This is a genomic window from Acinetobacter sp. CAU_H_78 (assembly GCF_058599365.1).
On the sequence record NZ_CM178652.1, the window covers coordinates 2,964,832 to 2,988,009 of the forward strand.

Here is a 23,178-nt window from a genome sequence, read left to right on the forward strand (position 1 = left end):
TACTCATGAGCATATCTCAGGCTTTGCTAGAACAGTCGATTCAGATCAATATTCAACAGGCACTCTCCGAAGATATTGGCGATGGTGACATTACTGCCCTGCTGACTCCTGAAGATGAACAGGCGACTGCCACGATTATTAGCCGTGAAGCAATGGTTCTTGCTGGTCAGCCTTGGGTCAATGCCCTGATTCAGGCCTATGATCCGAGTGTAGAAGTGATCTGGCTAAAAAATGACGGCGATCATGTCGCTGCTAATGAAGCTTTTATAAAACTGGCCGGTTCTGCACGTAGCCTGCTAACTGTAGAACGCCCTGCCCTGAACTTTGTACAGACGCTGTCTGCAGTTGCGACCAAGACGGCAAACTATGTCAAAGAGCTGGACGGTTTGAATACCAAGCTCTTAGATACCCGTAAGACGCTGCCAGGCTTACGTATTGCTCAAAAATATGCAGTCGCTATTGGTGGCGGTCAGAATCATCGTCTGGGCCTATTCGATGCTTTTCTAATTAAAGAAAATCATATTATGGCGGCTGGTGGCATTCGCCAGGCGATTGCCAAGGCACACCAGATTGCACCGGGTAAACCGGTTGAAGTAGAAGTTGAAACCTGGGATGAACTGAATCAGGCCCTAGAAGCCGAAGCTGATATCGTGATGCTGGATAATTTCAGTCAGCAGCAAATGATTGATGCCGTTAAACATGTGGCTGGTCGCTGTAAACTGGAAGCTTCAGGCAATATCACCATTGATAACTTACGTGAAGTGGCGAGTACAGGCGTAGACTATATTTCGATGGGTGTACTAACCAAAGATGTCAAAGCCATTGATCTATCGATGCGTTTTAATGGGTAAATTTTTATCAATAAAAAAGGGTGCCATAGCACCCTTTTTTTTATTCTCAAGGATATAAATCATAGAGGTTGAATGGCCTCTACTCTGTTAATTGGTATCACTTCCTCGTTCCATATTTGCACCATCGCGGTTTTCATCACGAGAATTCGAATCACAGGCAGTTAAACCCAGTACAGCAAATACTGAAAATGCCATCAACCATATTTTCATGTTATAACCCTCTGAATGAGATTTGGTTGAAAGATCATCGCTTAAAACAGGGGTTACACAGTAGACAGATCCTGTTCATTTTTTTGTCAGGCAATGTGTAGCTATAATAAAAAACGCATCCGAAGATGCGTTTTTTTACAGCTTGAAAGGCTTACCAGCCTAAAGCTTCTTGCTGTTTCTTGACCAGTTCCTGAATCCCTTTTTCAGCCATGGCCAGCATGTCATTGCACTGCTCACGGGTAAATGGCTTATCTTCAGCAGTACCCTGAATTTCAATGAATTCACCTGCCTGAGTCATCACGACATTTAAGTCAGTCTGACAGTTTGAATCTTCTTCATAGCAAAGATCCAGCAGTACTTCATCTTTAAAAATACCTACAGAAATTGCTGCTACCAGGCCTTTAAGTGGGTCCTGTTTGATTTTCTTTTTCTCAAGCAATACATTCATGGCATCAATTAATGCTACTGCAGCACCTGTAATTGATGCAGTACGGGTACCACCATCTGCCTGGATCACGTCACAGTCAATGGTAATGGTATTTTCACCGAGTTTTTTCAGGTCGACCATTGAACGTAGGCTACGACCGATCAGACGCTGGATTTCCTGAGTACGGCCACTTTGTTTGCCGCGAGCAGCTTCACGATCGCTACGGGTATGTGTTGAACGTGGCAGCATGCCATATTCTGCTGTTACCCAGCCTTGACCCTGACCTTTCAGGAAACGCGGTACAGAGCTGTCCACACTGGCAGTACACAGCACTTTGGTATGACCAAATTCAACCAATACGGAACCTTCCGCATAACGTGTATAGTTACGGGTAATTTTCACTTCACGTAATTGATCTAATGCTCGTTGGTCGATACGCATAATAGGTCCTGCTGTTGACTAAAAATAATTGCGGCTCAGTATAACAGAAGCCTCCGCCAAGATTGGAACAGAGGACAGATCATTTACAAAATCACTGGATATGCCTTGCCTGTATAGATTTTTTAGTCCATCTGCGCTACTGCGATAAACAGGTGTTTTTTGCTAAACTGCAGATCTGCTGAAGGAAAATCCCTATGTCTTTACGTGAAGAACGCAAGCAACAAAGCCGCCAGGCCCTCCTCGATGCTACCTTGGCATTGAGCAGCCGTGGCCATGCCTTTAGCAGCATCAGCCTGCGCGAAATCACGCATGAAGTCGGACTGGTGCCTGCCGCATTTTATCGACACTTTCAGAATATGGATCAGTTGGGACTAGAACTTCTGGATCAGGTTTCAATTCATCTCAAAGGTGTGCTGAATCAGTTAGGACCTGCAGATTTTTCTCTTGATGAGCTTTCAGCCAAGATCGAACTGTTTTTTCAGGCAGTTGATGCACATCCCGAAGCCTGGACATTTGTGAGTGCCGAACGTTGGGGCGGTTCTATCATTCTCAGACAAGGGATTGAGCGGGAAATTCATTATCTGACCCAAGACTTTCGGCATACCCTGGAACAGATTCCAGCCGCCCAGCAATCTTCTTCTCCAGCCGAATTAACCGCACTGGCACAGGTCCTGGTTCCTCTCGCATTAAACTGGGCTATGGGCTGGATTCAGCTTCAGGCACAGCCTGATCCCGAACTGCGACAAACTCGGATAAATGACTTCAAAGCGCAAAGCCTAAAGCAGTTAGAACTGTTATTTCGTGGAATTTTATCTCAAACCTGAGGTCTCATCTGAGTGAAATCTATTTCACAATTCAATTTTATCCTGACATAAAAAAACCCGCATATAGCTGCGGGTTTTTAGATTCATGCAGATCTGGTGTTATTTAGCTTTACGCTCTTTTTCAACCAGATAATTCACTACTTGAACCACTTTGGCATCATCGCCCTGAACTACATACTTACCATTTACGGTTACCGCTGGTACGCCGCTTAACTGATAAGTCGCAGCCAGATTTTTGGCCTGTGCGATTTTTGAAGAAATCGGGAATGATTTATAAGTGGTATTAAATTTCGCTTCAGAAATACCATAACGGGTATAGAACTTGGCCAATTGAGCCTGCTCCAGAATTGGCTGTTTCTTCGCATGGATATCATGAAATAGCTGCAAATGCGCTTTTTGACGAACACCTAGAGCTTCAGACACATAATACGCACGAGCTGCCTGTTCCCATAGTGGATTCATCGCGGCTGGGGTACGCACGAAACGTACATCTTTAGGTAATTTTTTTAACCAGCTTTGCATGTGTGGTTCAAGAGAATAGCAGTGACCACAGCCATACCAGAAGAATTCACGGACTTCAATTTTCCCCGGCTTTTCAACTTTTACTGGATTCGCCAGGACTTGATAGTCTTGACCTGCTACAAAGTTGGCGGCCATTGCACTGCCAGAAAATGCCAAAACAGATGCGGCTACAGTGCCTAAAATAAATTTTTTCATTGGGATTATCGTCCTCTAAATCATTATGTCTAATTTATGGCTTCACTATAAAGTAATTATGCCGGTTTCGTTTTTATTCTGTGAACTTTTTTACAGCTTTTATCGCTTTTTTTTCCAGAATCGCTACACTAAACAAGTGTACTGATTTACAAGAAGTTAAATCTGTTTATACCGCCTCTGGGCGAACTTAAATTTTAAATAATCACGACTGATTGAGGTGACACCGATGTCGCAATTGAATGTTGATCCACAAGAAATTGCCAAGTTTGAAGCATTTGCAGCTATATGGTGGGATCAGCATTCCGAGTTCCGCCCATTGCATATGATCAATCCACTGCGTCTCAACTGGATTGATGAACATGCCGGTGGCTTGAGTGGCAAAAAAGTGCTGGATGTAGGCTGTGGCGGGGGCATCCTGTCAGAAAGCATGGCACGCCGTGGCGCTCAAGTGCTGGGCATTGATATGGGCGAAGCGCCACTGAATGTGGCCCGCATCCATGCCGAGCAGGAAGGTGTCAGCAATATTGAATACCGTCAGATTCCAGTAGAGCAACTCGCAGAAGAACAGGCCGGCCAATACGATGTGGTTACCTGTATGGAAATGCTGGAACATGTACCTGATCCAGCCTCTATTATTCAGGCCTGTTACAAACTGGCCAAACCAGGTGGCCATGTCTTCTTCTCGACCATTAACCGTAATCCAAAATCTTATCTGTTTGCGATCATTGGCGCAGAATATATCCTGCGCATGCTGGCCAAAGGTACACATGATTACAGCAAATTCATCAAGCCTTCTGAGTTGGCGCACGACATCCGTAATGCCGGTTTAAAACTGAAAGATATGACTGGCCTGCATTATAACCCGCTGACCAAGCGTTACTGGCTGGCACCGAACGTCGATGTAAACTATATGGTGTATACCGTTAAAGAAAGCGAACTAGAGGCCGCACAATGAAAGCGGTTTTATTCGACCTAGATGGTACTTTAATTGATACTGCGGCTGACTTTATCCGGATTATCCAGCATATGTGCCGTGAAGCTGGCCGTGACGTGGTGGAAGCCGATCTGATCCGTACCCAGGTTTCAGAAGGTGCCCGCGCTATGGTCAAATTGGTCTATCCGGAATTGCAACTGGAAGACCCGGTTTTCTTGGAGCATCGCCAGCGTTTTCTGGATATGTATGGTGCAGATATTGCAGTAGATACAGACCTGTTCAGCGGAATGTATCCTCTACTTGAAGAATTAGAGGAAAATGATATCCCTTGGGGAATTGTGACCAATAAACCGCGCTGGTTGAGCGAAGCTTTACTCAAAGCTTTAAACCTGACCGAACGCTGTGCCGTACTGGTCTGTCCGGAAGATGTGACCCGAACCAAGCCAGATCCGGAGCCGATGTATCTGGCTGCCGAGCAGCTACAGCTGGCTGCAGAGGACTGTATCTATGTCGGTGACCATCCACGGGATATCGATGCAGGCCGCAATGCCAAGATGTATACCATACTGGCAGCATACGGTTATTTACCACTGCAATACAAAGATGACTTAACAGCCTGGCAAGCCGACTATATAGTGAATACAGTGAACGAGTTACACCAGCACATTCAAAAACTGGTCTTGAGCGAGCCAAGTGTCCTGTCTTGATTCCTGAAACTACTGAAGACACTTAACAATAATAATGAGGAGGTAGATAATGAAGTATTCAGAATATCAACCTCGCCCCGATCTGTTAAAAGATCGTATCATCCTGATCACGGGTGCGGGCGATGGCATTGGTCGTGCAGCAGCAATCAGCTATGCCCTGCATGGGGCAACTGTAGTTCTGCACGGGCGTACCTTAAACAAGCTTGAAGTCATTTATGACGAGATTGAAAGCTTAGGTGCGCCGCAACCTGCCATTCTCCCATTACAGTTATCTAGCGCCTCTGAACGTGATTATGAATTATTGCTCGACACGCTCGATCGTCAGTTTGGCCGTCTGGACGGGATTTTGCATAATGCCGGTATTTTAGGCGAGCGAGTGCCACTGGCAGATTATCCGGTTAATGTCTGGGATGATGTCATGGCGGTTAACCTTCGTGCGCCTTTTGTGATTACCCAAGCCCTGTTACCCCTGCTGGAAAAATCCAAACATGCTTCTGTGGTCTTTGCCAGTTCCGGCGTAGGTCGTGAAGCCCGGGAATGCTGGGGCGCTTATTCAGTTTCAAAAATTGCCATTGAAGCAGTGAGCCAGTTATTTGCCAAAGAACGGGTCAATTCGAATATCCGTTTTAACTGTATCAATCCAGGCGCTACACGTACGGCAATGCGTGCCAAGGCTTATCCGAATGAAGATCCGAAAACCTTACCGACACCGGATTCCATCATGCCAGCCTATCTGTACCTGATGGGTGAAGATAGCTTGCATATGAACGGTCAAAGTATTGATGCGCAGGACTAAGCTCTAATTGATACTTATTTAAAAGCCAATGTCCGCATTGGCTTTTTTGTTTTTTAAATTCTATAAAGATAAGGCCCATTTGAAAGCTGCTTATTCTCCTGCCCAATTCATCCAGATTTCAGACTGAATCAGCCAGACCTTTCTTATTTCTACAATACTGTCTTTATTCAGTTCGCTGCAAATTCCCCTATACTAGCGCCAACAGATTTTTATTTGAGTGCAACATGACTGACTTAAACAACATCACCGTGACGACTTTGGAAGATGGCATGATCTCTCTGCTGGTCGATCAGCAGCCGATCTCTGAAAAATACGGCATGAAGTTTGATGCCAGCATTGTCGATGACATTCAGGCACTCGAAAATGGTCAAAAACTGAAACTGTTTGACCAGTTTGTCTTTTCCCATACCGATCTGAATTTTGAACATTCCTATCATTATGTGACGGGTATCGAAAAGCTGGACGATCGTTATCAGGTAGCGAAACACTTTGTCTATCGTATCAAGATCGAAGGTCAGCCTGAAATTGAACATGTGATCAGCAATCAGGGCAAAGCAATGACAGCAGAAGATGTGCGTACTTTTATTCAGGCACATGTACAGAAATCCCTAAGTGACTATACTGATCTGAACTATGCCTATTAAGATCGTTCATTAGATCCCGAAAGAGCACATTTACGGATGATGCTCTTTTTTTATCCTTAAATTCTTTAAAAAACAGACATAAATCGTTTTAACGAATCAATAATATAAAATTATTCGGTTTTCCAAATTTATATAAAATTTTTATAATGCTTTTCAAGTTAAATCAAAGCGAAGGAAAATTAAATGGCAGACCAAAAACGTAAAACTGAAACTATTCGTCGTATTGAAAACTTGCAGTTATCAACTGCCCTGATTTTGGCTTTAGAAGATGCAGTCGAGGCAGAGTCTGTGGCTGAAGCCATTCAGTCCTTACAGGGTTTAACGGAACAGTGGAACTGAAAAATTGCCATGCCCGAATCAAGATCTGGTGCTTAAAAAGAATATTTTTCCACTAATTTGAGACGGTTTTGATATACAATTCAGGACATTACGCTTGCATCTTGATCCCGGTTTTGCTGAAATGCCAATGGGGCTGGGCATAACTGGTCAACTGACTGAAGTGCATCCTAAGCTTATGTAAAATCATGGCATAATCATAATTTCTCTGTAATTGATATAAAACTTCAGCCAGTTCTTCACAGTTTCTCTGCAATTTTTCCGTACATTAGTTACTGTAGAAAATGAACAATTGAATGAGGGTTCAACATGAAAAAGGTTCTGGTAGCATTGGCGATGTCCTGCAGTGCATTCATGCTAGCAAATGTTGCAAACGCTGCCCCTCATTTCAATGATGAACAGCGTATGGAACGGGGTCCGGGTCATCATCAGGCCAAGAAATCGCGTGAGTTCCATGACGATCACCAAGACCAGTATGATAAACGCCGTATGCGTGAAGAACGTGGTGTTAAGCGTCTGCAGCAGTTACGCTGGCAGCCTGGCTATGTCATGCCGCAGCATTATCGCAGTAATGGCTACAAGGTCGAATATAAGGATCATAAACTGCCTAAACCAGACCGTAAGCAGCAATGGTACAAAGTCAACAATGACTACATTCTGGTGAACTCTGAAAATAACAGTATTGTCCGGATCATCGGAGACTGATTCAGAACCTGATGCAAAGCCCAACCTCGTTTGGGCTTTTTGATGTTTAGGATGAGCCTTTTTAGGTTTTTTCTTATTTTAGAGTTTTCCTTTTAATCGTGGCTAATCTCCTAAATTCCTTCATGAATTTAACAATTCCACTAAACTGGCCTCACGCTTTCTATCCACTTATTCGCTAATTTAATCTCATCGAAAACATGTACAGATTTTTAGGTGAGAGCCATGAAAAAAGTTTTAACTACAATTGCCTTATCTCTTAGTGCGCTGGTGGCTACTTCTGCAATGGCAGCACCGCAGCATCATGATCCACGTTATGCACCGCATAAACCGGCACCACATTGGAATCATAAAGATGCGAAAAAATGGGATGATCACCGCGATGACCGTCGTTACAACAACCGTGGGGTTAACCCAAGCCGTGACTGGCGCGTAGGTCAAAAACTGCCAAACCAATACGACAACCGTCGCTTTGAAGTCAGTGGCTATGAAGCACGCCGTCTGCCGAAAGCAGGTAAAAACCAGCAATGGTACAAAATCAATGGTGACTATGTGCTAGTCAACGATCGTAACGACAAGATTGTTCGAATCATCAACTAATCATTCTCTTTTCTGCCCTTCTAGCAGACACCTGAAGCTCGCTTCAGGTGTTTTTTTATATCTGTACTTCCACTTCAGTATTTTTTCATTAGAATCAAAGCTAGATCTTTAAATGTTGAAATAGGCACAGCTATGACTGCAGCAGAAACCTCACCGAGCAACACCTTGCAATATGTGCACTGGTTTCGCCATTCTGCGCCTTATATCAATGCTCATCGCAATAAAACTTTTGTGATCATGTTTGATGGTGAAGCGGTATTGCATGACAACTTTCAGCACATCATTCATGATATTGCCCTTCTCAATTCTTTGGGAATCCGTCTGATTCTGGTGCATGGCGCACGTCCGCAGATTAACCAGAATCTGGCTGCGAGTGGCTTCGAGACCCCCTTCCACCAACAGCGTCGGGTGACGACACGTGAATCCTTAAGCTGTGTACTGAATGCAGTAGGATCGATCCGTTTACAGATTGAGGCATTACTGTCGATGGGGCTGGCCAACTCACCCATGTATGGTGCGCGCATTGATGCCGTTTCTGGAAATTTTGTGACAGCCAAACCTTATGGTATCCGTGACGGGGTCGATTTTCAGTTAACTGGTGAAGTTCGGGCCATTGATACCGATGCGATTCAACGTCATCTGGACAATCATAATATTGTGATTCTCGGTCCGACCGGCTATTCAACGACGGGCGAAGTTTTTAACCTTCTAGCTGAGGAAGTCGCAACCAAAACTGCCACTCGCCTTAAAGCCGATAAACTGATTATCTTGGGTCGACAGCATGGTCTGCTCGACAGTAAGGAGCATTTAAAACGGGAAGTAACCCCACAGCAACTGGATGACTATATTCTTTCTGATGAACAGGATATTGAAATTCGGCTCCAGCTCAAGGCCGCTCAGGAAGCGTCCCGAAATGGCGTCAATCGTGTTCACCTGATTTCGTATACCTATGACGGCGCCTTGCTGGAAGAACTGTTCACCCGGGATGGTTCCGGCACCATGATCACCGATGCGCATTATGAAGAAGTGCGTATGGCCGATATTCAGGATGTCGGTGGCCTGATCCGTTTGCTCCGCCCCTTGGAAGAAGAAGGTATTCTGGTTTACCGTTCGCGGGAGCGTCTGGAAAATGAAATTGACCAGTTCGCGGTAATTGAGCGTGACGGCATGATTCTGGCCTGTGCTGCCCTGTATCCGATTCCGACTACGGGCAATGAACTGCGTTCTGCAGAGATCGCCTGCGTTGCAGTAGATCCAAGTTACCGTCAATCCAACCGCGGTAGTCAGATCCTGCATTATCTAGAAGATAAGGCCAAAAGTCTGGGTATTCAGCAACTGTTTATTTTAACGACCCGTACTGCACACTGGTTTCTGGAACAGGGCTTTGAACCGGCATCAGTAGATGATTTGCCCGATGCCCGACAGGCTTTTTATAATTATCAGCGCAATTCAATTGTCTGTAAAAAGTCACTTTAAAGTGACTTTTTTATGCGCTCTCATATCTTTATTTTAGATAACGATATTCATAAAACCTGCATTCAGCATAAAAATCTTATTGCTGATTTTCTGATAAGCATATCTAGTCGCTCTATTTAGAAAAAATAATTTTATATTTCATAATCTTATATAAATAATTCTTTATTCCCTAATTAACGTATAAATCACTTTCCTGCATAAGTTTTGCACTTTTTTATTTATCTTTTTTATTCATTAGAAATTCCTGAATAGTTATTTTTTTAGAAAAGTAAAAAGCTTTAGCGTATGCCTAAGTTCTTCATTTCACATTTCTAAATTTTCAGGAGTTCTGATTCATGCGCCAATCACACATTCAACTCTTCACAAAAACTGCGGTTCTCAGTGCTGCGGTGGCTGGCGTGATGATGCTTTCTGGCTGTGGCAAAAAACAAGAAGCCGTGACCCTGAATATTGGTTTCCAGAAATATGGTGTACTGCCGATCTTAAAAGAACGTGGCACCTTAGAAACGTCATTAAAAGAACAAGGCGTGAATGTGAAATGGGTTGAATTCCCGGCTGGTCCTCAGTTGCTTGAAGGCTTGAATGTCGGCAGCGTATCTTTTGGTGAAGCCGGTGAAGCGCCACCGATTTTTGCTCAAGCAGCGAATTCAAATCTGGTCTATGTGGCCAACCAGCCTGAAGCACCGAAAGCTGAAGCGCTAATCGTACAAAAAGACTCGAAGATTCAATCCGTACAGGATCTGAAAGGCAAACGTGTTGCCTTAAATAAAGGCTCAAATGTTCATTACTTACTACTCAAAGTCCTTGAAGCCAATAATCTAAAACTCAGCGATATCGAAGTGGTTTACCTGCCACCTTCTGATGCCCGTGCCGCTTTCGAACGCGGTGCTGTCGATGCCTGGGTGATCTGGGATCCGTTCTTCGCTGCAGCAGAACATCAGATTGGTGCCCGTGTCATCGCCACGGGTGAGAACATCGTCAGTAATCATCAGTTCTATATGGCAGATCGCAAGTTTGCTGAAGCCAACCCACAGATTATTGAAGCTGTCGTGAATGAACTCAACCTGACCACTGAGTGGGTCTCTGCTCATCAGGATGAAGCAGCCAAACTTCTGGAAAAACCGACAGGCCTGGCCTTTGATGTATTAAAAACGTCTATTTCACGCATGGGCTTTGGGGTAAAACCACTCACTCCCGAAGTGGCACAAAAACAACAACAGGTGGCTGATGCCTTCTATGGCCAGCAACTGATTCCAGCAAAACTGAATATTCAATCTGCAATTATCGCGAAGTAAACCAAAGAACAATTTAGGGGATTTAATCATGACTCAACATCAGCTACACAACAAAGCAATCACATGGTTCAAGACCTCCAGTCATGGGATGAACGCTGCATTAGTTGCTTGCTCGATGTTGGGTTCAAGTGCTGCTTGGGCAGCAGATCCTTCAGTTAAACAGCTGCGTGTGGGTTATCAAAAAGCCTCTGTGAACCTGGTGATTGCCCAGCAGCAAAAGCTGTTGGAAAAGGAATTTCCAAATGCAAAAATCAGCTGGAATGAATTCCCAGGCGGACCACAAATTTTAGAAGCACTGGCGGTAGGTTCTATTGATGTAGGTGCAACTGGAGATACACCTCCTGTCTACGCTCAGGCAGGCAATAAGCCATTGCACTATTTTGCTTATGAAACTGCAAAACCTTTATCTTCTGCCATTCTGGTCCAGCACAATTCCAAAATTACCAAGCTGAGCCAGCTCAAAGGTAAACGTGTTGGCGTGCACCGCGGTTCAAGCTCACATTATTTACTGGTACAGGCAGTACGCAAAGCGGGTCTGCAATGGACCGATATCCAGCCGGTCTGGCTAAGCCCTGCTGATGCGCGTGCAGCTTTCCAAAAAGGTGCGATTGATGCCTGGGCGATTTGGGATCCGTACTATGCTGCGGCTCAAGTAGAAGATAAAGCCAGAGTTTTATCTTCAGGTAAGGGCTTAAGTCCAAATTACACCTTTTACCTCGCTTCAGAAAATTTAATCAAAAATCATCCGCAAGCCTTAAAAGGCATTATCAAGCAGGTCAATGTTGCAGATAAATGGGTACAAAGCCATAAGGCTGAAACTGCAAGCATCTTTGCACAAAGTACCGGTCTAAAACCGATTGTCAGCCAGACCTTTATCCAGCGTCGTCCGAATCCGTCTGGTGCGGCACCGCTCACCAGGAAAGTGATCGCCGATCAGCAGGAACTCGCAAACCGTTTCAGCGAACTCAAGATCATTCCGAAATCTATCAATATTCAGCAAGCCGTTTGGGCAGGCAAATAATCTAAGGATCAAAGACATGAAAATTTTCTGGTTTATCCCGACACATGGCGACAGCCGCTACTTAGGTACCAGCAAAGGTGCACGCCAGGTCGATCATGCTTACATGAAGCAGATTGCGGTTGCGGTCGATAATCTTGGTTATGAAGGTGTATTAATCCCGACTGGCCGTTCATGTGAAGATCCGTGGTTAACTGCAGCCAGCCTGATTGATGCCACTAAAAAATTGAAATTCCTCGTCGCGCTGCGTCCAGGTGTTACTACGCCTGCCCTGACTGCGCGTATGGCTGCAACCTTTGACCGTCTGTCTGGTGGCCGTATATTGCTGAACCTGGTGACGGGTGGTGATGAGCAAGAATTAAAAGGTGACGGCGTTTATGAAGATCATGCAACACGCTACAAGACTGCGGCTGAATACACGACAATCTGGCGTGAAATCCTGACCCGTTCACATACCGGCGAAAGCTTTACGTTCCATGGCGAACGCTTAAGTGTGGACGATGCCAAACTGCTTTATCCACCGATTCAAAAACCATATCCACCACTCTGGTTCGGTGGTTCTTCAGATGCAGCCGTTGAACTGGCCACTGATCAGGTCGACACTTACCTGACTTGGGGTGAGCCACCTGCAGCAGTGAAAGAAAAGATTGAAAATGTCCGCGCCAAAGCCGAAGCGAAAGGTCGCAAGCTGAGCTACGGTATCCGTCTACATGTGATCGTGCGTGAAACCAATGAAGAAGCATGGAGAGCCGCAGATGAGCTCATCCAGTATGTAGACGATGCCACCATTGCTGCTGCACAAGCCAAATTCAAGCAAATGGACTCTGTCGGCCAACGTCGTATGGCTGAGCTGCATAATGGCGACCGTAGCAAACTCGAAGTGTCTCCGAACCTGTGGGCAGGTGTAGGTCTGGTACGTGGCGGTGCAGGTACAGCGCTTGTAGGTGACCCGAAAACTGTCGCAGCACGTATCCAAGAATATGCTGATCTAGGTATCGATACCTTCATTTTCTCAGGCTACCCACATCTGGAAGAATCGATCCGTTTTGCGGAACTGGTATTCCCATTACTTCCATTGGAAACTCAACAAAAACTGGCTCAGCCAAACCTGACTGGTCCATTCGGTGAGATTGTGGCAAATAACTATACTCCAGATGAGAACAAGAAGGCTGAGAGTGTTCAGGAGCCAGCTTAATGTCGAAAGTCGTTTCAGTTGAAACCCTCGCAGAAAAGAAGGTTTCACGTGGAACACAGCTTGGGCAGCGTTTGCTGCCCTGGTTAGTTCCTGTCGGATTAATTCTACTCTGGCAAATTGCGTCGAGTACCGGTTTGCTGGAAAGCCGCATATTGCCTGCACCGAGTGCCGTAGTCATCGCGTTCTGGAATTTGCTGCTCAGCGGTGAGTTGTGGACGCATGTCAAAGTCAGTGCTGGTCGTGCCTTAAGTGGTTTATTGGTGGGTGGTGGTCTAGGGCTGATTTTGGGTCTTCTGAATGGTTCATCCAAAACGGCTTCTACCCTGCTGGATACCACCTTGCAGATGATCCGTAATATCCCGGCTTTGGCCTTAATTCCACTGGTGATTCTCTGGTTCGGGATTGATGAATCAGCCAAGCTGTTCCTGGTGGCCATTGGTGTGTTCTTCCCAATCTACATCAATACCTATCATGGGATTCGTTCAGTCGATCCCCAGCTGATTGAAATGGGTAAAAGCTATGGCCTGACCCGCTGGCAGCTTTATAAAGAAATCATCCTGCCAGGGGCAATGCCTTCAATTCTGGTCGGTCTGCGTTTTTCACTCGGTCTGGTGTGGGTACTGCTGATTGTGGCGGAAACGATTTCTGCCCAGTCCGGCATCGGCTATATGACCATGAACGCGCGTGAATTCCTGCAAACCGATGTCGTACTGGTGGGTATTTTACTGTATGCCCTGCTCGGTAAACTGGCAGATGTCTTGGCCGTGGCCTTAGAACGATTCCTGCTGCGCTGGCATGCTGGCTATCAAAAATAATTGAAAAAATATTGAGGAGCATGTGATGACTGATCTCAGCTTAGGGCGTCTTGCCAATGATCCGACTGCAGTGCAGGAGCCTGCTGCAACCGATATCAATCCCAATGCAGTTGCCGGTGCCGAAATCATTATTGAACAGCTGCACAAGTTCTATGGCTCGGTGAAGGTACTGGAAGATCTGAACCTGCATATTCAGCCGGGTGAATTTCTGGCGATTGTTGGACGTAGTGGCTGTGGTAAAAGTACCCTGCTCCGTCTGATTGCCGATCTTGAAAAACAGAGTTACGGTGAAATTAAATTCAAGTCTGCGCGTCATATTCGTGAAGGTATTACCGCTGATGATATCCGCGTGATGTTCCAGGATCCGCGTTTATTGCCATGGCGGAGCATCGAACAGAACGTGCAACTCGGCCTACCCAAAGACCAGCATAGCAATGCTTCACAAATGCTGGAGAAAGTCGGCTTAAAAGAAAAAGCTGGGCTTTGGCCTTCACAACTGTCTGGTGGTCAACGTCAGCGTACTGCTCTGGCACGTGCCTTGTCACATAAGCCACGTATTTTATTGCTAGATGAACCACTTGGTGCGCTGGATGCCCTGACCCGTCTGGATATGCAGAACCTGATTGAAAAATTATGGACTGAACAGGGCTTTACCGCGATTCTGGTCACCCACGACGTGAGTGAAGCCGTACAACTGGCAGACCGGATTATCCTGCTGGACAAAGGCCATATTGCCAAAGAGTTTAAAGTTGATCTTCCGCGTCCACGCCAAAAGAATGTGAAATTCGCCGAACTTGAACAACAGGTTCTGAATGCCGTTCTTGCAACCTGAAATGCGTGGGAATCTGGAATAGCTGGTTATTCTGGATTCCTTATTTCGAATCAAGAGAATATCTGTCTTACTGATTATTTATTCAGCAATTGGCAAAATTTCAACTTAATTCATTAATTTTATTTTAACTTTATGATGCTTCAAGGTAATAATTACCCCTTAAAAAATTATCAACCTTTTCAAAAGCTTGGTTTTTAATTCCTGCGCCTTAAACCGATACTAATTGTATCTTTAATCTAAAGAATAAATCATCATTATTCATAAAATTAGCACCTGACTTGATGCACAAATCTGATGATTTGACGTACAATTAAAAATTCCCTTTTTTAATTGTTTTTAATATTTGCTGATGGAACAAAAAAAGAGTACTCAAAAACGCAACCAGCTGCTGAATGCCGCACTCGATGTTTTTTCCCTATACGGTTTTAATGGGGCGAGTTTAGATGAGATCGCACAAATCGCAGAAATGCATAAGTCGAATATTTTCTATTATTACGAAAATAAAGAGGCGCTCTATGTAGAGGTTTTAACGACTGTTCTACAAAAATGGCTGGCACCTTTACAAATGCTAGAAGCCGATCTTGAGCCTGAAGAAGCGATTACCAATTATTTGATGCAAAAAATTGAAGTATCGCGTACCCAGCCTAAAGCTTCACGCCTGTTCGCTCTGGAAGTGATTCAGGGTGCGCCGCACATTTTAGAAATCTTAAAAGGTCCATTGAAAAAACTGGTCAAGCGTAAAGCCAAAGTGATTTCAAACTGGCAGGAACAAGGTAAGATTTCTAAAGATATCGATCCTGAACTGCTGATTCTGAATATCTGGGCGGTAACCCAGAACTATGCAGATTTCGCGACCCAGATGGAAATGGTGACGGGCAAGACCTTGCGTAACCGCAGCATGCAACAACGGATTATCCAGCATACTGTACATATGATGCTGTACGGCGTACTTCCGCGTACACAAGAAAAATAGGTCAACGCAAAAATCATTTGGCATACGACCATAAATTTTATGGTCGCCGACCCCTTCTCTCACCCTTTATTATTATTTTAACGTTTGATATAAATTCAATAATTTCTGCGCACCCAGCAGCAGATTCTCTTCCCAGTCCAAATGAGCACTATCATCTGCACCGTCAGTAATATATTTGACTGAAATCAGGCGCACATCCAATTTTCTGCATACCTTGGCCAGCGCATAGCCTTCCATATCGACCAGCTGACAAGCCACTTTCGGCAAGCCTGTTTCAAAGCTATCCCCTGTTCCACAAACCCCTTTCGGTAAATGGACAAAAAATGGTTCCAGATCAATTGCGCCTGGCAAATGATCATCCATCGGGGTAATACCTACTTCAAATCCTAGTGGTGAAACATCCATATCACGTTGTACAAAACGCTTAACTTCAACCAGTTCATGCGCCTTGAAATGGGAACTGCCTGCTGTGCCGAGATTAATCAGGGTTTTACAGCGGGTTTTCTGAATCACTTCAAAAGCCTTAAAAGCAGCATTCACCTTGCCGATGCCACTATAGTGGACTTCTACACCCTCTGCTTCGAACAAACCTTTGGATTCACTGGCCAATGCCATAATGAGTGCCGAATCTGACATGTATACTACCCGAGACTAAGAAAACCGTGACATTAGAAAGCAAAATCCAGGCAATGAAAAGCGGGTTTTTAGATTTCTGTTTTGCAGATCTTTCACTTAAATAACCACAGAAGATTCTTGGATGGCACACTTTCTTCTTGATGTGTTTCGTGATTTTTCAATAATTTTTTTGCATAAAAACACAACAGCAAGACGAATCGTTGAGATTATGGCAATATATAGCCTTTCCTATTTTTCAATTCCCTGATTTCGCCTATGCAGCTGCTCCGTCTCAATGCTTTAGCGTCACATTCTGAATTGCCAAAAACCGCCGTTACAATTGGTAATTTTGACGGCGTGCATCTGGGTCATCAGGCCATGATCAAACAGTTAAAAGCTGTTGCAGAAGCTGAGCAACTAAAAACTGTTGTGATGATCTTCGAGCCACAACCGCTTGAATTTTTTAAAGGTTATGAAGCACCGCCGCGTATTTCTTCTTTGCGTGAAAAGGTGGAATATTTAAGCGAACTGGGTGTGGACTATATTGCGGTCGCCAAGTTTGATCATCATTTTCGAAGCCTGAGTGCCGAAGCCTTTGCCGACATTCTGAAAGATAAACTGAATGCGGCACATCTGGTCTTGGGGGATGATTTTCACTTTGGTAAAAACCGTCAAGGCAATAGTGAATTCCTGCGAGATTATGGATTTAAGGTCACCAACCTGCATACCATTGCCTTGGATGGTGAACGGGTCAGTTCTACCCGCATCCGTCAGACCCTGCAAGCGGGTGACCTGGCTCTGGCAGCCAAATTGCTGGGACGTCCTTATAGTATTACCGGCCGGGTGCAATACGGCGACCAGATTGGCCGTACCATTGATTTCCCGACCATTAATGTCCGGTTGAACCGGCATAAACCCTGCCTGCAGGGCATTTATGGGGTTGAAGTCGTCTGTGAAACCGGATCACTCAGCGCCAAGGTTCAGCAGGAAAATCCTGAACAGCCGGGTATTGCCGGCTATGATCAGGGCAGCCTGTTTGGTGCCGGTCATGTGGGTACCCGCCCTGCGATCAAACAGACTCATCCGGAATGGCGATTAGAAGTACATTTTCCTGATGTTTCTGCTAATCTGTATGGCCTGTTAATGCGGGTAACCTTCTTGAATTATCTGCATGGCGAAAAAGATTATCCTTCGCTTGAAGCGTTAAAGGCCGGAATTGATGATGATGTTGAGAAACTGCTTGAGTTTCGTCGAAAACACCCCACATTTCCCTTTTAATGTCCCGTATTTTTATTGTAAAACGTGTCAGTCTAATGACTGATTAAATTGGAAGACAACTTGCATGAGCGATAAGCAAACTCCTGAAAATGCAGTGGATTATAAAGCCACGCTGAACCTCCCAGGTACTGACTTTGCAATGAAAGCAAATCTGGCAGTACGTGAAGCGAAATGGTTAGAAGAGTGGTATGCCGATGACATTTATCAGCAGATTCGTGCATCGCGAATTGGCAAGAAAAAATACGTGCTTCATGATGGCCCTCCATATGCCAATGGCCAGATTCACTTAGGTCATGCAGTCAACAAGGTACTTAAAGACATCATCATTAAAAGCCGCATCATGGATGGTTTTGATGCACCTTATGTACCAGGCTGGGATTGTCATGGTCTTCCAATTGAACTGAAAGTTGAAGAAAAAGTCGGTAAGGTCGGCGTTAAAGTGGATGCGCCTACTTTCCGTAAAGCTTGCCGCGAATATGCATTGAGCCAGGTGGAGCTACAGAAAAAAGACTTCATCCGTATGGGTGTATTTGGTGACTGGAGCAATCCTTATCTCACCATGAACTTCAAGCAGGAAGCCAACATCGTGCGTTCACTCGGTGAAATCGCGAAAAATGGCCATATCCAGCCAGGCCTTAAACCGGTGAACTGGTGTCTGGACTGTGGTTCAGCACTGGCTGAAGCTGAAGTTGAATATGAAGATAAAAAGTCAGACGCGATTGACGTGGGTTTCACCGTGGTGGATCTGGCGGATCTGTCTGCACGTTTAGGTGTTGAAGTTAAAGACTCAACCGATATCGTGATCTGGACGACTACGCCTTGGACCCTGCCTGCGAACCAGGCAGTTGCCTTACATGCTGAAATTGAATACCAGCTGGTCGTTGCACGTGGTGAAGATAAAGCTGCACAAAACTTTATCCTGGCCAAAGATCTGGTTGAGTCTGCAACTGAGCGTTATGGCTTTAACGCGGTTGAAGTGATTGCCGATTTTGCCGGTGCAAAACTTGAGAATCTGGTACTGCAACATCCTTTAATTGCTGAGCGTCAAGTGCCAGTCATTCTGGGTGAACACGTTATCGCAACCAGCGGTACTGGCGCTGTACATACTGCGCCTGGCCATGGTGTGGACGACTATAAAGTTGGTCTGCTGTATAACCTGAAAGTGGATAATCCTGTAGGTGGTAATGGTGTGTATTTACCGACTTCACCCCTATTTGCAGGCGAACATATCTACAAGGCCAATCCACAAATTATTGCGGCGCTTGGCGAAGCTAACAAGCTATGGGCACATAAGCCTATCAAGCATAGCTACCCGCACTGCTGGCGTCATAAAACTCCAATTATCTTCCGTGCGACCCCACAATGGTTCATCAGCATGGATGAAAAAGGTCTGCGTCAGGGCGCATTGAATGCCATTGAAAATGACATCAGCTTTGTACCGGATTGGGGTAAAAACCGTATCCAGGCAATGATCGAAGGCCGTCCGGACTGGTGTATCTCACGTCAACGTACTTGGGGTGTGCCAATCCCATTCTTCGTGCATAAAGACACCAATGAGCTGCACCCACGTACACCTGAACTGATCGAAGAAGTCGCAAAACTGATCGAACAGGAAGGTATTGATGCCTGGTATAACCGTGAAGCCAAAGACTTCATTGGTGATGATGCTGAGCAGTACAACGCGGTTCGCGATACCTTAGACGTATGGTTTGACTCTGGTACAACCCACTATGCAGTGCTGCGTGACCGTGAAGAATTAACCGATCCGGCTGATCTGTATCTTGAAGGTTCAGACCAACACCGTGGCTGGTTCCAGTCTTCATTATTGACCTCTATGGCAATCAATCAACGTGCGCCATATAAAGGTCTGCTGACTCACGGTTTCGTAGTCGATGAGAAAGGCCGCAAAATGTCGAAATCGCTGGGTAATATCATTACTCCGCAAGACATTATCAAGAACATGGGTGCAGACGGCCTGCGTTTCTGGATCGCTTCAGCAGATTACCGTTATGAAATGACCGCAGGTAAAGAGATCTTTAACCGTGCATCAGATGGTTACCGTCGTATCCGTAATACCCTGCGTTTCTTACTGGCAAACCTGAATGGCTTCAACCCGGCAACTGATGCCCTACCCGTAGATCAACTGATTGCACTGGATCAATACATCCTGCAACGCGCCAATGATGTACAGGAAACCATCAAGAAAGCATATGAAGATATGAACTTCCATATCGTGACCAATGCCTTGACCAACTTCTGTATTAACGACCTCGGTGGTTTCTACTTAGACATCATCAAAGACCGTCAGTACACTACTAAAGCAGACTCGCAGGCACGTCATTCTGCGCAAACTGCACTGTATCATCTGGTACAAGCCTTTGTTCGCTGGATGGCGCCAATCCTGAGCTTCACTGCTCAAGAAGCATGGCCACTAATTCCAGGTCAAAGTGAGAAATATGTCTTCACTGCTGAATGGTACGATATTCCAGTTTCTGCACAAGCTAACCTGTTATCTGAAGCAGACTGGCAAACCCTGATTGCCGTGAAATCCGCGGTGAACAAACACATTGAAAATGCGCGTAACGAGAAACTGGTAGGTTCAAACCTGTCTGCCAAAGTTGAGCTGTGGGCCAATGATGAACTGAAAGCTGTTCTAGACCGTCTGGGTGATGAGCTGCGTTTCGTTCTGATCACTTCTCAGGTAATCGTGAATCCGTTTGATGCTGCTCAAGGCAATGACGCTGAACTTGAAGGCCTACGCGTAAAAGTATCTGCGGCAGATGGCGAGAAATGTGTACGCTGCTGGCATGTGCTTCCTGATGTGAATACACATGCCTCACATCCAGGACTATGCGGTCGTTGTATCATTAACCTCCCGAGCGGCCAAGGTGAAGAGAGAAAATATGCCTAACCCACAGCAGAAAAAGGGTCTGTTCCAGTTCTATCCTCACAATTTGTGGTGGATCGGACTGGCTATTCTGGCGATCATTCTAGATCAATGGACCAAATGGATTGCGGTAACACATCTGGAATATGCAGATCCGGTGCCCGTCCTGCCCTTTTTAAATTGGACACTATTACATAACTATGGCGCTGCCTTTAGTTTCTTGTCCGATGCTGGTGGCTGGCAACGCTATTTCTTTACCTCTCTTGCAGGTTTAGTGTCTGTGGTTTTCGTGTTCTGGCTGATGCGTATGCCAAAGAGCATGAAAGTCTTGCCACTAGCAGTTGCCCTGATTCTGGGTGGTGCTATTGGTAACCTGATTGACCGCATTTCTTTAGGTTATGTGGTCGACTTTATTCATGTCTATTATCAGAACAGCCACTTCCCTGCTTTTAATATTGCGGATAGTGCCATTACTTTAGGTACGATTCTGCTGCTGATTGATACGTTTTTCCTGGAAAAACACCGAATTCAACGTGCACAGGCGCAACATGACTGATTTTATTAATCCTAACGAGGAAACTCGTGTTGAAGACGGCTCTAAAGTCGAGCTTCATTTTTCTGTCGCGATCGAAAGTGGCGTAGAAATTGACAATACCCGTAGCCGTGAAGAACCGGTAAGCCTGACCATTGGTGATGGCAACCTATTACCAGGTTTTGAAAAAGCCTTGATGGGCTTGCGTGCTGGTGACCGTCGTACCGTCAGCCTCCCGCCCGAAGAAGCTTTTGGTCCGTGGAATCCTGAAAATGTCCAAAAATTTGATACGGTGAAATTTGGCGAACGTCCGATCGAAGGTCACATGATCGAGTTTGAAGACAAGGCCAAATCGACTTTGTATGGCGTAGTAAGATCCGTAAATGATGATATTACCGAAGTGGACTTTAATCATCCGCTTGCAGGTAAAAATATCACCTTTGAAGTCGAAATCTTCAAAGTTACTCCAGCTGGCCAGCAAGGCGTGAAGCTGATGTAATATCGGCTAATCACATGATTTAAAAGAGCTCCTTCGGGAGCTTTTTTAGTTTCTGGATACAAATCCTCTCTAGTCTCTGTTCAGAAATCTGATTAATTTAATTTGATGAGCATGCGATAAGAAAGGGAAAGATATGAAAATTTATATTGTGGTTGGCAGTGTGCGTGAAGGACGTACAGCAATTAAGGTCGCACATTGGGTACTACAGGAAATTAAAAAATATGGTTTTAGCACGCTTGAAACCGAACTTGTCGACTTAAAAGAATGGGATCTTCCGCTTTTTGCTGGTTCTCATCCCCCATTGACCGGTATTTATGATCAGCCGAAACAGCAGGAATGGGCCGACTTTATTGCCCTTGCGGATGCATTTATTTTTATCAGCCCTGAATATAACCATGGCTATAGCCCGGCATTAAAGAATGCGCTGGATTATCTGGCCAAGGAATGGCAAGGCAAACCGGCAGCTTATATCGGTTATGGCGTCACCAACGGCTCACGTTCCATTGATCAGATCCGTCAGGTCGGCACTCAGCTTGGCATGGTGGATACCAATGCGATTGTAGAGCTTCGGGATATTTTTAGTCGTAATAAAGACTACAGCTTTGAAGGGAATGAATTCGACAATAAAACACTCAGAGATGTTGTGGATAAACTGATCCAATATGTCAGTGCCTGAGGACGACAGCAATGTGCGCTTTAGCCTACAGGCAGCGCAGAATTTGTCGGCTATTCCCACTTTCAGTTCAAGGCTATAGTTTGATTCATAGACAGACAGGAAGTCTGCAAAGCGATACAACAACAATAAAAAGCGCAGAGTAATAGGACGTTGACAGGTCAGACAGGAGTCAGATCTGAGAAGCAAATCCAGAAAAGCCTCAACAGGATGTTGGGGCTTTTTTGTATTTAAAATCTTTTATTTTTCTTAAAAAAAATCAGATCTCTACATTAAAGCCTAAATTGACATCACAGGCCGTTTGCCCACCGCGGATTCCCCAGTTTTCCAATGGACTTTCTCGCAGATGAATCAGAATATGATCAGGCGGAATGCCCAATTTTTCCAAGCTTTCTACAATCTGCTGATACAGTTTGCGCTTGGTCTCCAGACTTCGGCCAGCGAAGCAGTCAATACTGATCAAGGTAAAGTATTAAGGCTGAGCCAGATGAGTCATATACTGAAAACGATGCGCTTCATGTACCACCAGCCGGATATTACGGTCATAGTCAGGCAGTTGAAAGGCATTTTTCACACATTGAAATACGCAATTGAGTAACTGCTCTTCATCAGCATGGGAATATTGCTGCTGGACTTCAATTTGAACGGTAGGCATGTGCTTCTCCTTTTTATTATTTTATTGAATAGAGAGATGAGCTTCAATAAGGCCTCCTATCTCTACCATATCGTAAAATTATCCTGAGAACTCTGGAATTAATCGGATAAATATTTTCAAGTGAGCTTGTCGCCTCTGGCCTACAGCAGATGCGGTCAATGCCTCTACTCGGTCTTTCTGACTCAGGCTATATTGAGTACATACCAAGACAGGAAGTCTTGCAAAAACAAGAATAAAACATCGGCA

Annotated in this window: 25 protein-coding genes and 1 pseudogene; 21 read left to right on the forward strand and 5 right to left on the reverse strand. The window is 45.1% G+C overall.

Going from position 1 to position 23,178, the window contains the following annotated elements; genetic code table 11:
• Nucleotides 1-5 precede the first annotated feature (5 nt).
• A complete protein-coding gene (gene nadC / locus AC4MCD_RS14045; RefSeq protein WP_491876301.1) occupies nt 6-851 on the forward strand; it encodes a carboxylating nicotinate-nucleotide diphosphorylase in 846 nt (281 codons plus the stop codon).
• Nucleotides 852-938: 87 nt separating this feature from the next.
• On the opposite strand, the gene AC4MCD_RS14050 is transcribed toward nadC, so the two are convergent.
• Together AC4MCD_RS14050 and rph are read right to left on the reverse strand one after the other, a co-directional pair.
• Complete coding sequence (locus AC4MCD_RS14050) at nt 939-1,061, reverse strand: hypothetical protein (RefSeq protein WP_005232802.1); 123 nt, start codon at nt 1,059-1,061, stop codon at nt 939-941.
• A gap of 151 nt (nt 1,062-1,212) precedes the next feature.
• On the reverse strand, nt 1,213-1,929 hold the full coding sequence (gene rph, locus AC4MCD_RS14055; protein WP_491876302.1) for a ribonuclease PH: 717 nt from the start codon (nt 1,927-1,929) through the stop codon (nt 1,213-1,215).
• A 194-nt stretch (nt 1,930-2,123) separates the two neighbouring features.
• Between rph and AC4MCD_RS14060 the strand changes: the two genes are divergently transcribed.
• Nucleotides 2,124-2,753, forward strand: coding sequence for a TetR family transcriptional regulator (locus AC4MCD_RS14060; protein WP_491876303.1), 630 nt, complete (start codon nt 2,124-2,126; stop codon nt 2,751-2,753).
• 99 nt (nt 2,754-2,852) lie between these two features.
• Here AC4MCD_RS14060 and AC4MCD_RS14065 read toward each other — a convergent pair whose 3' ends face one another.
• Nucleotides 2,853-3,470, reverse strand: coding sequence for a thiol:disulfide interchange protein DsbA/DsbL (locus AC4MCD_RS14065; protein WP_004781380.1), 618 nt, complete (start codon nt 3,468-3,470; stop codon nt 2,853-2,855).
• Between the two features lie 226 nt (nt 3,471-3,696).
• Between AC4MCD_RS14065 and ubiG the strand changes: the two genes are divergently transcribed.
• From ubiG to AC4MCD_RS14135, 14 genes are all read left to right on the forward strand, one after another.
• Nucleotides 3,697-4,425: a bifunctional 2-polyprenyl-6-hydroxyphenol methylase/3-demethylubiquinol 3-O-methyltransferase UbiG gene (gene ubiG, locus AC4MCD_RS14070; protein WP_180047564.1), complete on the forward strand. Its 729-nt coding sequence runs from the start codon at nt 3,697-3,699 to the stop codon at nt 4,423-4,425.
• Complete coding sequence (locus AC4MCD_RS14075) at nt 4,422-5,111, forward strand: HAD family hydrolase (RefSeq protein ID WP_419365440.1); 690 nt, start codon at nt 4,422-4,424, stop codon at nt 5,109-5,111. The genes ubiG and AC4MCD_RS14075 overlap by 4 nt, the downstream gene beginning before the upstream one ends.
• A 49-nt stretch (nt 5,112-5,160) precedes the next feature.
• Nucleotides 5,161-5,907: a YciK family oxidoreductase gene (locus AC4MCD_RS14080; RefSeq protein ID WP_004781375.1), complete on the forward strand. Its 747-nt coding sequence runs from the start codon at nt 5,161-5,163 to the stop codon at nt 5,905-5,907.
• Between the two features lie 224 nt (nt 5,908-6,131).
• On the forward strand, nt 6,132-6,551 hold the full coding sequence (locus AC4MCD_RS14085) for a hypothetical protein (RefSeq protein ID WP_419365439.1): 420 nt from the start codon (nt 6,132-6,134) through the stop codon (nt 6,549-6,551).
• Between the two features lie 183 nt (nt 6,552-6,734).
• Complete coding sequence (locus tag AC4MCD_RS14090; RefSeq protein ID WP_004781372.1) at nt 6,735-6,890, forward strand: hypothetical protein; 156 nt, start codon at nt 6,735-6,737, stop codon at nt 6,888-6,890.
• 306 nt (nt 6,891-7,196) lie between these two features.
• Entirely contained in the window at nt 7,197-7,592 is a 396-nt protein-coding gene (locus AC4MCD_RS14095; protein ID WP_034704024.1) for an RcnB family protein, read from the forward strand.
• A 222-nt stretch (nt 7,593-7,814) separates the two neighbouring features.
• Nucleotides 7,815-8,189, forward strand: a complete 375-nt coding sequence (locus AC4MCD_RS14100) for an RcnB family protein (protein ID WP_491876304.1) — start codon at nt 7,815-7,817, stop codon at nt 8,187-8,189.
• Between the two features lie 132 nt (nt 8,190-8,321).
• A complete protein-coding gene (argA, locus tag AC4MCD_RS14105) occupies nt 8,322-9,665 on the forward strand; it encodes an amino-acid N-acetyltransferase (RefSeq protein ID WP_491876305.1) in 1,344 nt (447 codons plus the stop codon).
• A gap of 335 nt (nt 9,666-10,000) precedes the next feature.
• Nucleotides 10,001-10,960 carry a sulfonate ABC transporter substrate-binding protein gene (locus AC4MCD_RS14110; protein WP_419374897.1) on the forward strand — a complete coding sequence of 320 codons (960 nt, stop codon included), beginning with the start codon at nt 10,001-10,003 and terminating at the stop codon, nt 10,958-10,960.
• An 88-nt stretch (nt 10,961-11,048) separates the two neighbouring features.
• Nucleotides 11,049-11,981 carry a sulfonate ABC transporter substrate-binding protein gene (locus AC4MCD_RS14115; protein WP_491876868.1) on the forward strand — a complete coding sequence of 311 codons (933 nt, stop codon included), beginning with the start codon at nt 11,049-11,051 and terminating at the stop codon, nt 11,979-11,981.
• Between the two features lie 16 nt (nt 11,982-11,997).
• Nucleotides 11,998-13,173: an FMNH2-dependent alkanesulfonate monooxygenase gene (gene ssuD, locus AC4MCD_RS14120; protein WP_491876306.1), complete on the forward strand. Its 1,176-nt coding sequence runs from the start codon at nt 11,998-12,000 to the stop codon at nt 13,171-13,173.
• Complete coding sequence (gene ssuC / locus AC4MCD_RS14125; RefSeq protein WP_034705203.1) at nt 13,173-13,988, forward strand: aliphatic sulfonate ABC transporter permease SsuC; 816 nt, start codon at nt 13,173-13,175, stop codon at nt 13,986-13,988. Before ssuD ends, ssuC begins: the two co-directional genes overlap by 1 nt.
• A gap of 25 nt (nt 13,989-14,013) precedes the next feature.
• A complete protein-coding gene (locus AC4MCD_RS14130; protein ID WP_491876307.1) occupies nt 14,014-14,820 on the forward strand; it encodes an ABC transporter ATP-binding protein in 807 nt (268 codons plus the stop codon).
• A 349-nt stretch (nt 14,821-15,169) separates the two neighbouring features.
• Complete coding sequence (locus AC4MCD_RS14135; RefSeq protein WP_005232857.1) at nt 15,170-15,793, forward strand: TetR/AcrR family transcriptional regulator; 624 nt, start codon at nt 15,170-15,172, stop codon at nt 15,791-15,793.
• 72 nt (nt 15,794-15,865) lie between these two features.
• On the opposite strand, the gene AC4MCD_RS14140 is transcribed toward AC4MCD_RS14135, so the two are convergent.
• Nucleotides 15,866-16,429, reverse strand: a complete 564-nt coding sequence (locus tag AC4MCD_RS14140) for a 5'-methylthioadenosine/S-adenosylhomocysteine nucleosidase family protein (protein WP_419365436.1) — start codon at nt 16,427-16,429, stop codon at nt 15,866-15,868.
• Between the two features lie 255 nt (nt 16,430-16,684).
• Between AC4MCD_RS14140 and ribF the strand changes: the two genes are divergently transcribed.
• The 5 genes from ribF to AC4MCD_RS14165 all read left to right on the forward strand — a co-directional run bounded on the left by ribF (nt 16,685) and on the right by AC4MCD_RS14165 (nt 22,280).
• The gene (ribF, locus tag AC4MCD_RS14145) at nt 16,685-17,686 is read left to right on the forward strand and encodes a bifunctional riboflavin kinase/FAD synthetase (protein ID WP_104426775.1); all 1,002 of its coding nucleotides are present in this window, start codon (nt 16,685-16,687) and stop codon (nt 17,684-17,686) included.
• A 64-nt stretch (nt 17,687-17,750) separates the two neighbouring features.
• A complete protein-coding gene (gene ileS / locus AC4MCD_RS14150; protein WP_491876308.1) occupies nt 17,751-20,597 on the forward strand; it encodes an isoleucine--tRNA ligase in 2,847 nt (948 codons plus the stop codon).
• The gene (lspA, locus tag AC4MCD_RS14155) at nt 20,590-21,129 is read left to right on the forward strand and encodes a signal peptidase II (RefSeq protein WP_004781354.1); all 540 of its coding nucleotides are present in this window, start codon (nt 20,590-20,592) and stop codon (nt 21,127-21,129) included. The genes ileS and lspA overlap by 8 nt, the downstream gene beginning before the upstream one ends.
• Complete coding sequence (locus AC4MCD_RS14160; protein ID WP_125278879.1) at nt 21,122-21,604, forward strand: FKBP-type peptidyl-prolyl cis-trans isomerase; 483 nt, start codon at nt 21,122-21,124, stop codon at nt 21,602-21,604. Before lspA ends, AC4MCD_RS14160 begins: the two co-directional genes overlap by 8 nt.
• A gap of 133 nt (nt 21,605-21,737) precedes the next feature.
• The gene (locus AC4MCD_RS14165; protein WP_005232867.1) at nt 21,738-22,280 is read left to right on the forward strand and encodes an NADPH-dependent FMN reductase; all 543 of its coding nucleotides are present in this window, start codon (nt 21,738-21,740) and stop codon (nt 22,278-22,280) included.
• Nucleotides 22,281-22,536: 256 nt separating this feature from the next.
• On the opposite strand, the pseudogene AC4MCD_RS14170 reads toward AC4MCD_RS14165, so the two are convergent.
• Nucleotides 22,537-22,932, reverse strand: a pseudogene (locus AC4MCD_RS14170) (tautomerase family protein).
• Nucleotides 22,933-23,178 lie beyond the last annotated feature (246 nt).

Coding starts and splice junctions, on each gene's coding strand:
- nadC (WP_491876301.1), top strand. CDS start 6: ATGAGCATATCTCAGGCTTTGCTAGAACAGTCGATTCAGATCAATATT.
- AC4MCD_RS14075 (WP_419365440.1), top strand. CDS start 4,422: ATGAAAGCGGTTTTATTCGACCTAGATGGTACTTTAATTGATACTGCG.
- AC4MCD_RS14095 (WP_034704024.1), top strand. CDS start 7,197: ATGAAAAAGGTTCTGGTAGCATTGGCGATGTCCTGCAGTGCATTCATG.
- ubiG (WP_180047564.1), top strand. CDS start 3,697: ATGTCGCAATTGAATGTTGATCCACAAGAAATTGCCAAGTTTGAAGCA.
- AC4MCD_RS14130 (WP_491876307.1), top strand. CDS start 14,014: ATGACTGATCTCAGCTTAGGGCGTCTTGCCAATGATCCGACTGCAGTG.
- AC4MCD_RS14135 (WP_005232857.1), top strand. CDS start 15,170: ATGGAACAAAAAAAGAGTACTCAAAAACGCAACCAGCTGCTGAATGCC.
- lspA (WP_004781354.1), top strand. CDS start 20,590: ATGCCTAACCCACAGCAGAAAAAGGGTCTGTTCCAGTTCTATCCTCAC.
- AC4MCD_RS14080 (WP_004781375.1), top strand. CDS start 5,161: ATGAAGTATTCAGAATATCAACCTCGCCCCGATCTGTTAAAAGATCGT.
- ssuC (WP_034705203.1), top strand. CDS start 13,173: ATGTCGAAAGTCGTTTCAGTTGAAACCCTCGCAGAAAAGAAGGTTTCA.
- rph (WP_491876302.1), bottom strand. CDS start 1,929: ATGCGTATCGACCAACGAGCATTAGATCAATTACGTGAAGTGAAAATT.
- AC4MCD_RS14085 (WP_419365439.1), top strand. CDS start 6,132: ATGACTGACTTAAACAACATCACCGTGACGACTTTGGAAGATGGCATG.
- ileS (WP_491876308.1), top strand. CDS start 17,751: ATGAGCGATAAGCAAACTCCTGAAAATGCAGTGGATTATAAAGCCACG.
- AC4MCD_RS14140 (WP_419365436.1), bottom strand. CDS start 16,429: ATGTCAGATTCGGCACTCATTATGGCATTGGCCAGTGAATCCAAAGGT.
- AC4MCD_RS14115 (WP_491876868.1), top strand. CDS start 11,049: ATGAACGCTGCATTAGTTGCTTGCTCGATGTTGGGTTCAAGTGCTGCT.
- AC4MCD_RS14065 (WP_004781380.1), bottom strand. CDS start 3,470: ATGAAAAAATTTATTTTAGGCACTGTAGCCGCATCTGTTTTGGCATTT.
- AC4MCD_RS14060 (WP_491876303.1), top strand. CDS start 2,124: ATGTCTTTACGTGAAGAACGCAAGCAACAAAGCCGCCAGGCCCTCCTC.
- argA (WP_491876305.1), top strand. CDS start 8,322: ATGACTGCAGCAGAAACCTCACCGAGCAACACCTTGCAATATGTGCAC.
- ribF (WP_104426775.1), top strand. CDS start 16,685: ATGCAGCTGCTCCGTCTCAATGCTTTAGCGTCACATTCTGAATTGCCA.
- AC4MCD_RS14100 (WP_491876304.1), top strand. CDS start 7,815: ATGAAAAAAGTTTTAACTACAATTGCCTTATCTCTTAGTGCGCTGGTG.
- ssuD (WP_491876306.1), top strand. CDS start 11,998: ATGAAAATTTTCTGGTTTATCCCGACACATGGCGACAGCCGCTACTTA.
- AC4MCD_RS14110 (WP_419374897.1), top strand. CDS start 10,001: ATGCGCCAATCACACATTCAACTCTTCACAAAAACTGCGGTTCTCAGT.
- AC4MCD_RS14090 (WP_004781372.1), top strand. CDS start 6,735: ATGGCAGACCAAAAACGTAAAACTGAAACTATTCGTCGTATTGAAAAC.
- AC4MCD_RS14050 (WP_005232802.1), bottom strand. CDS start 1,061: ATGAAAATATGGTTGATGGCATTTTCAGTATTTGCTGTACTGGGTTTA.
- AC4MCD_RS14165 (WP_005232867.1), top strand. CDS start 21,738: ATGAAAATTTATATTGTGGTTGGCAGTGTGCGTGAAGGACGTACAGCA.
- AC4MCD_RS14160 (WP_125278879.1), top strand. CDS start 21,122: ATGACTGATTTTATTAATCCTAACGAGGAAACTCGTGTTGAAGACGGC.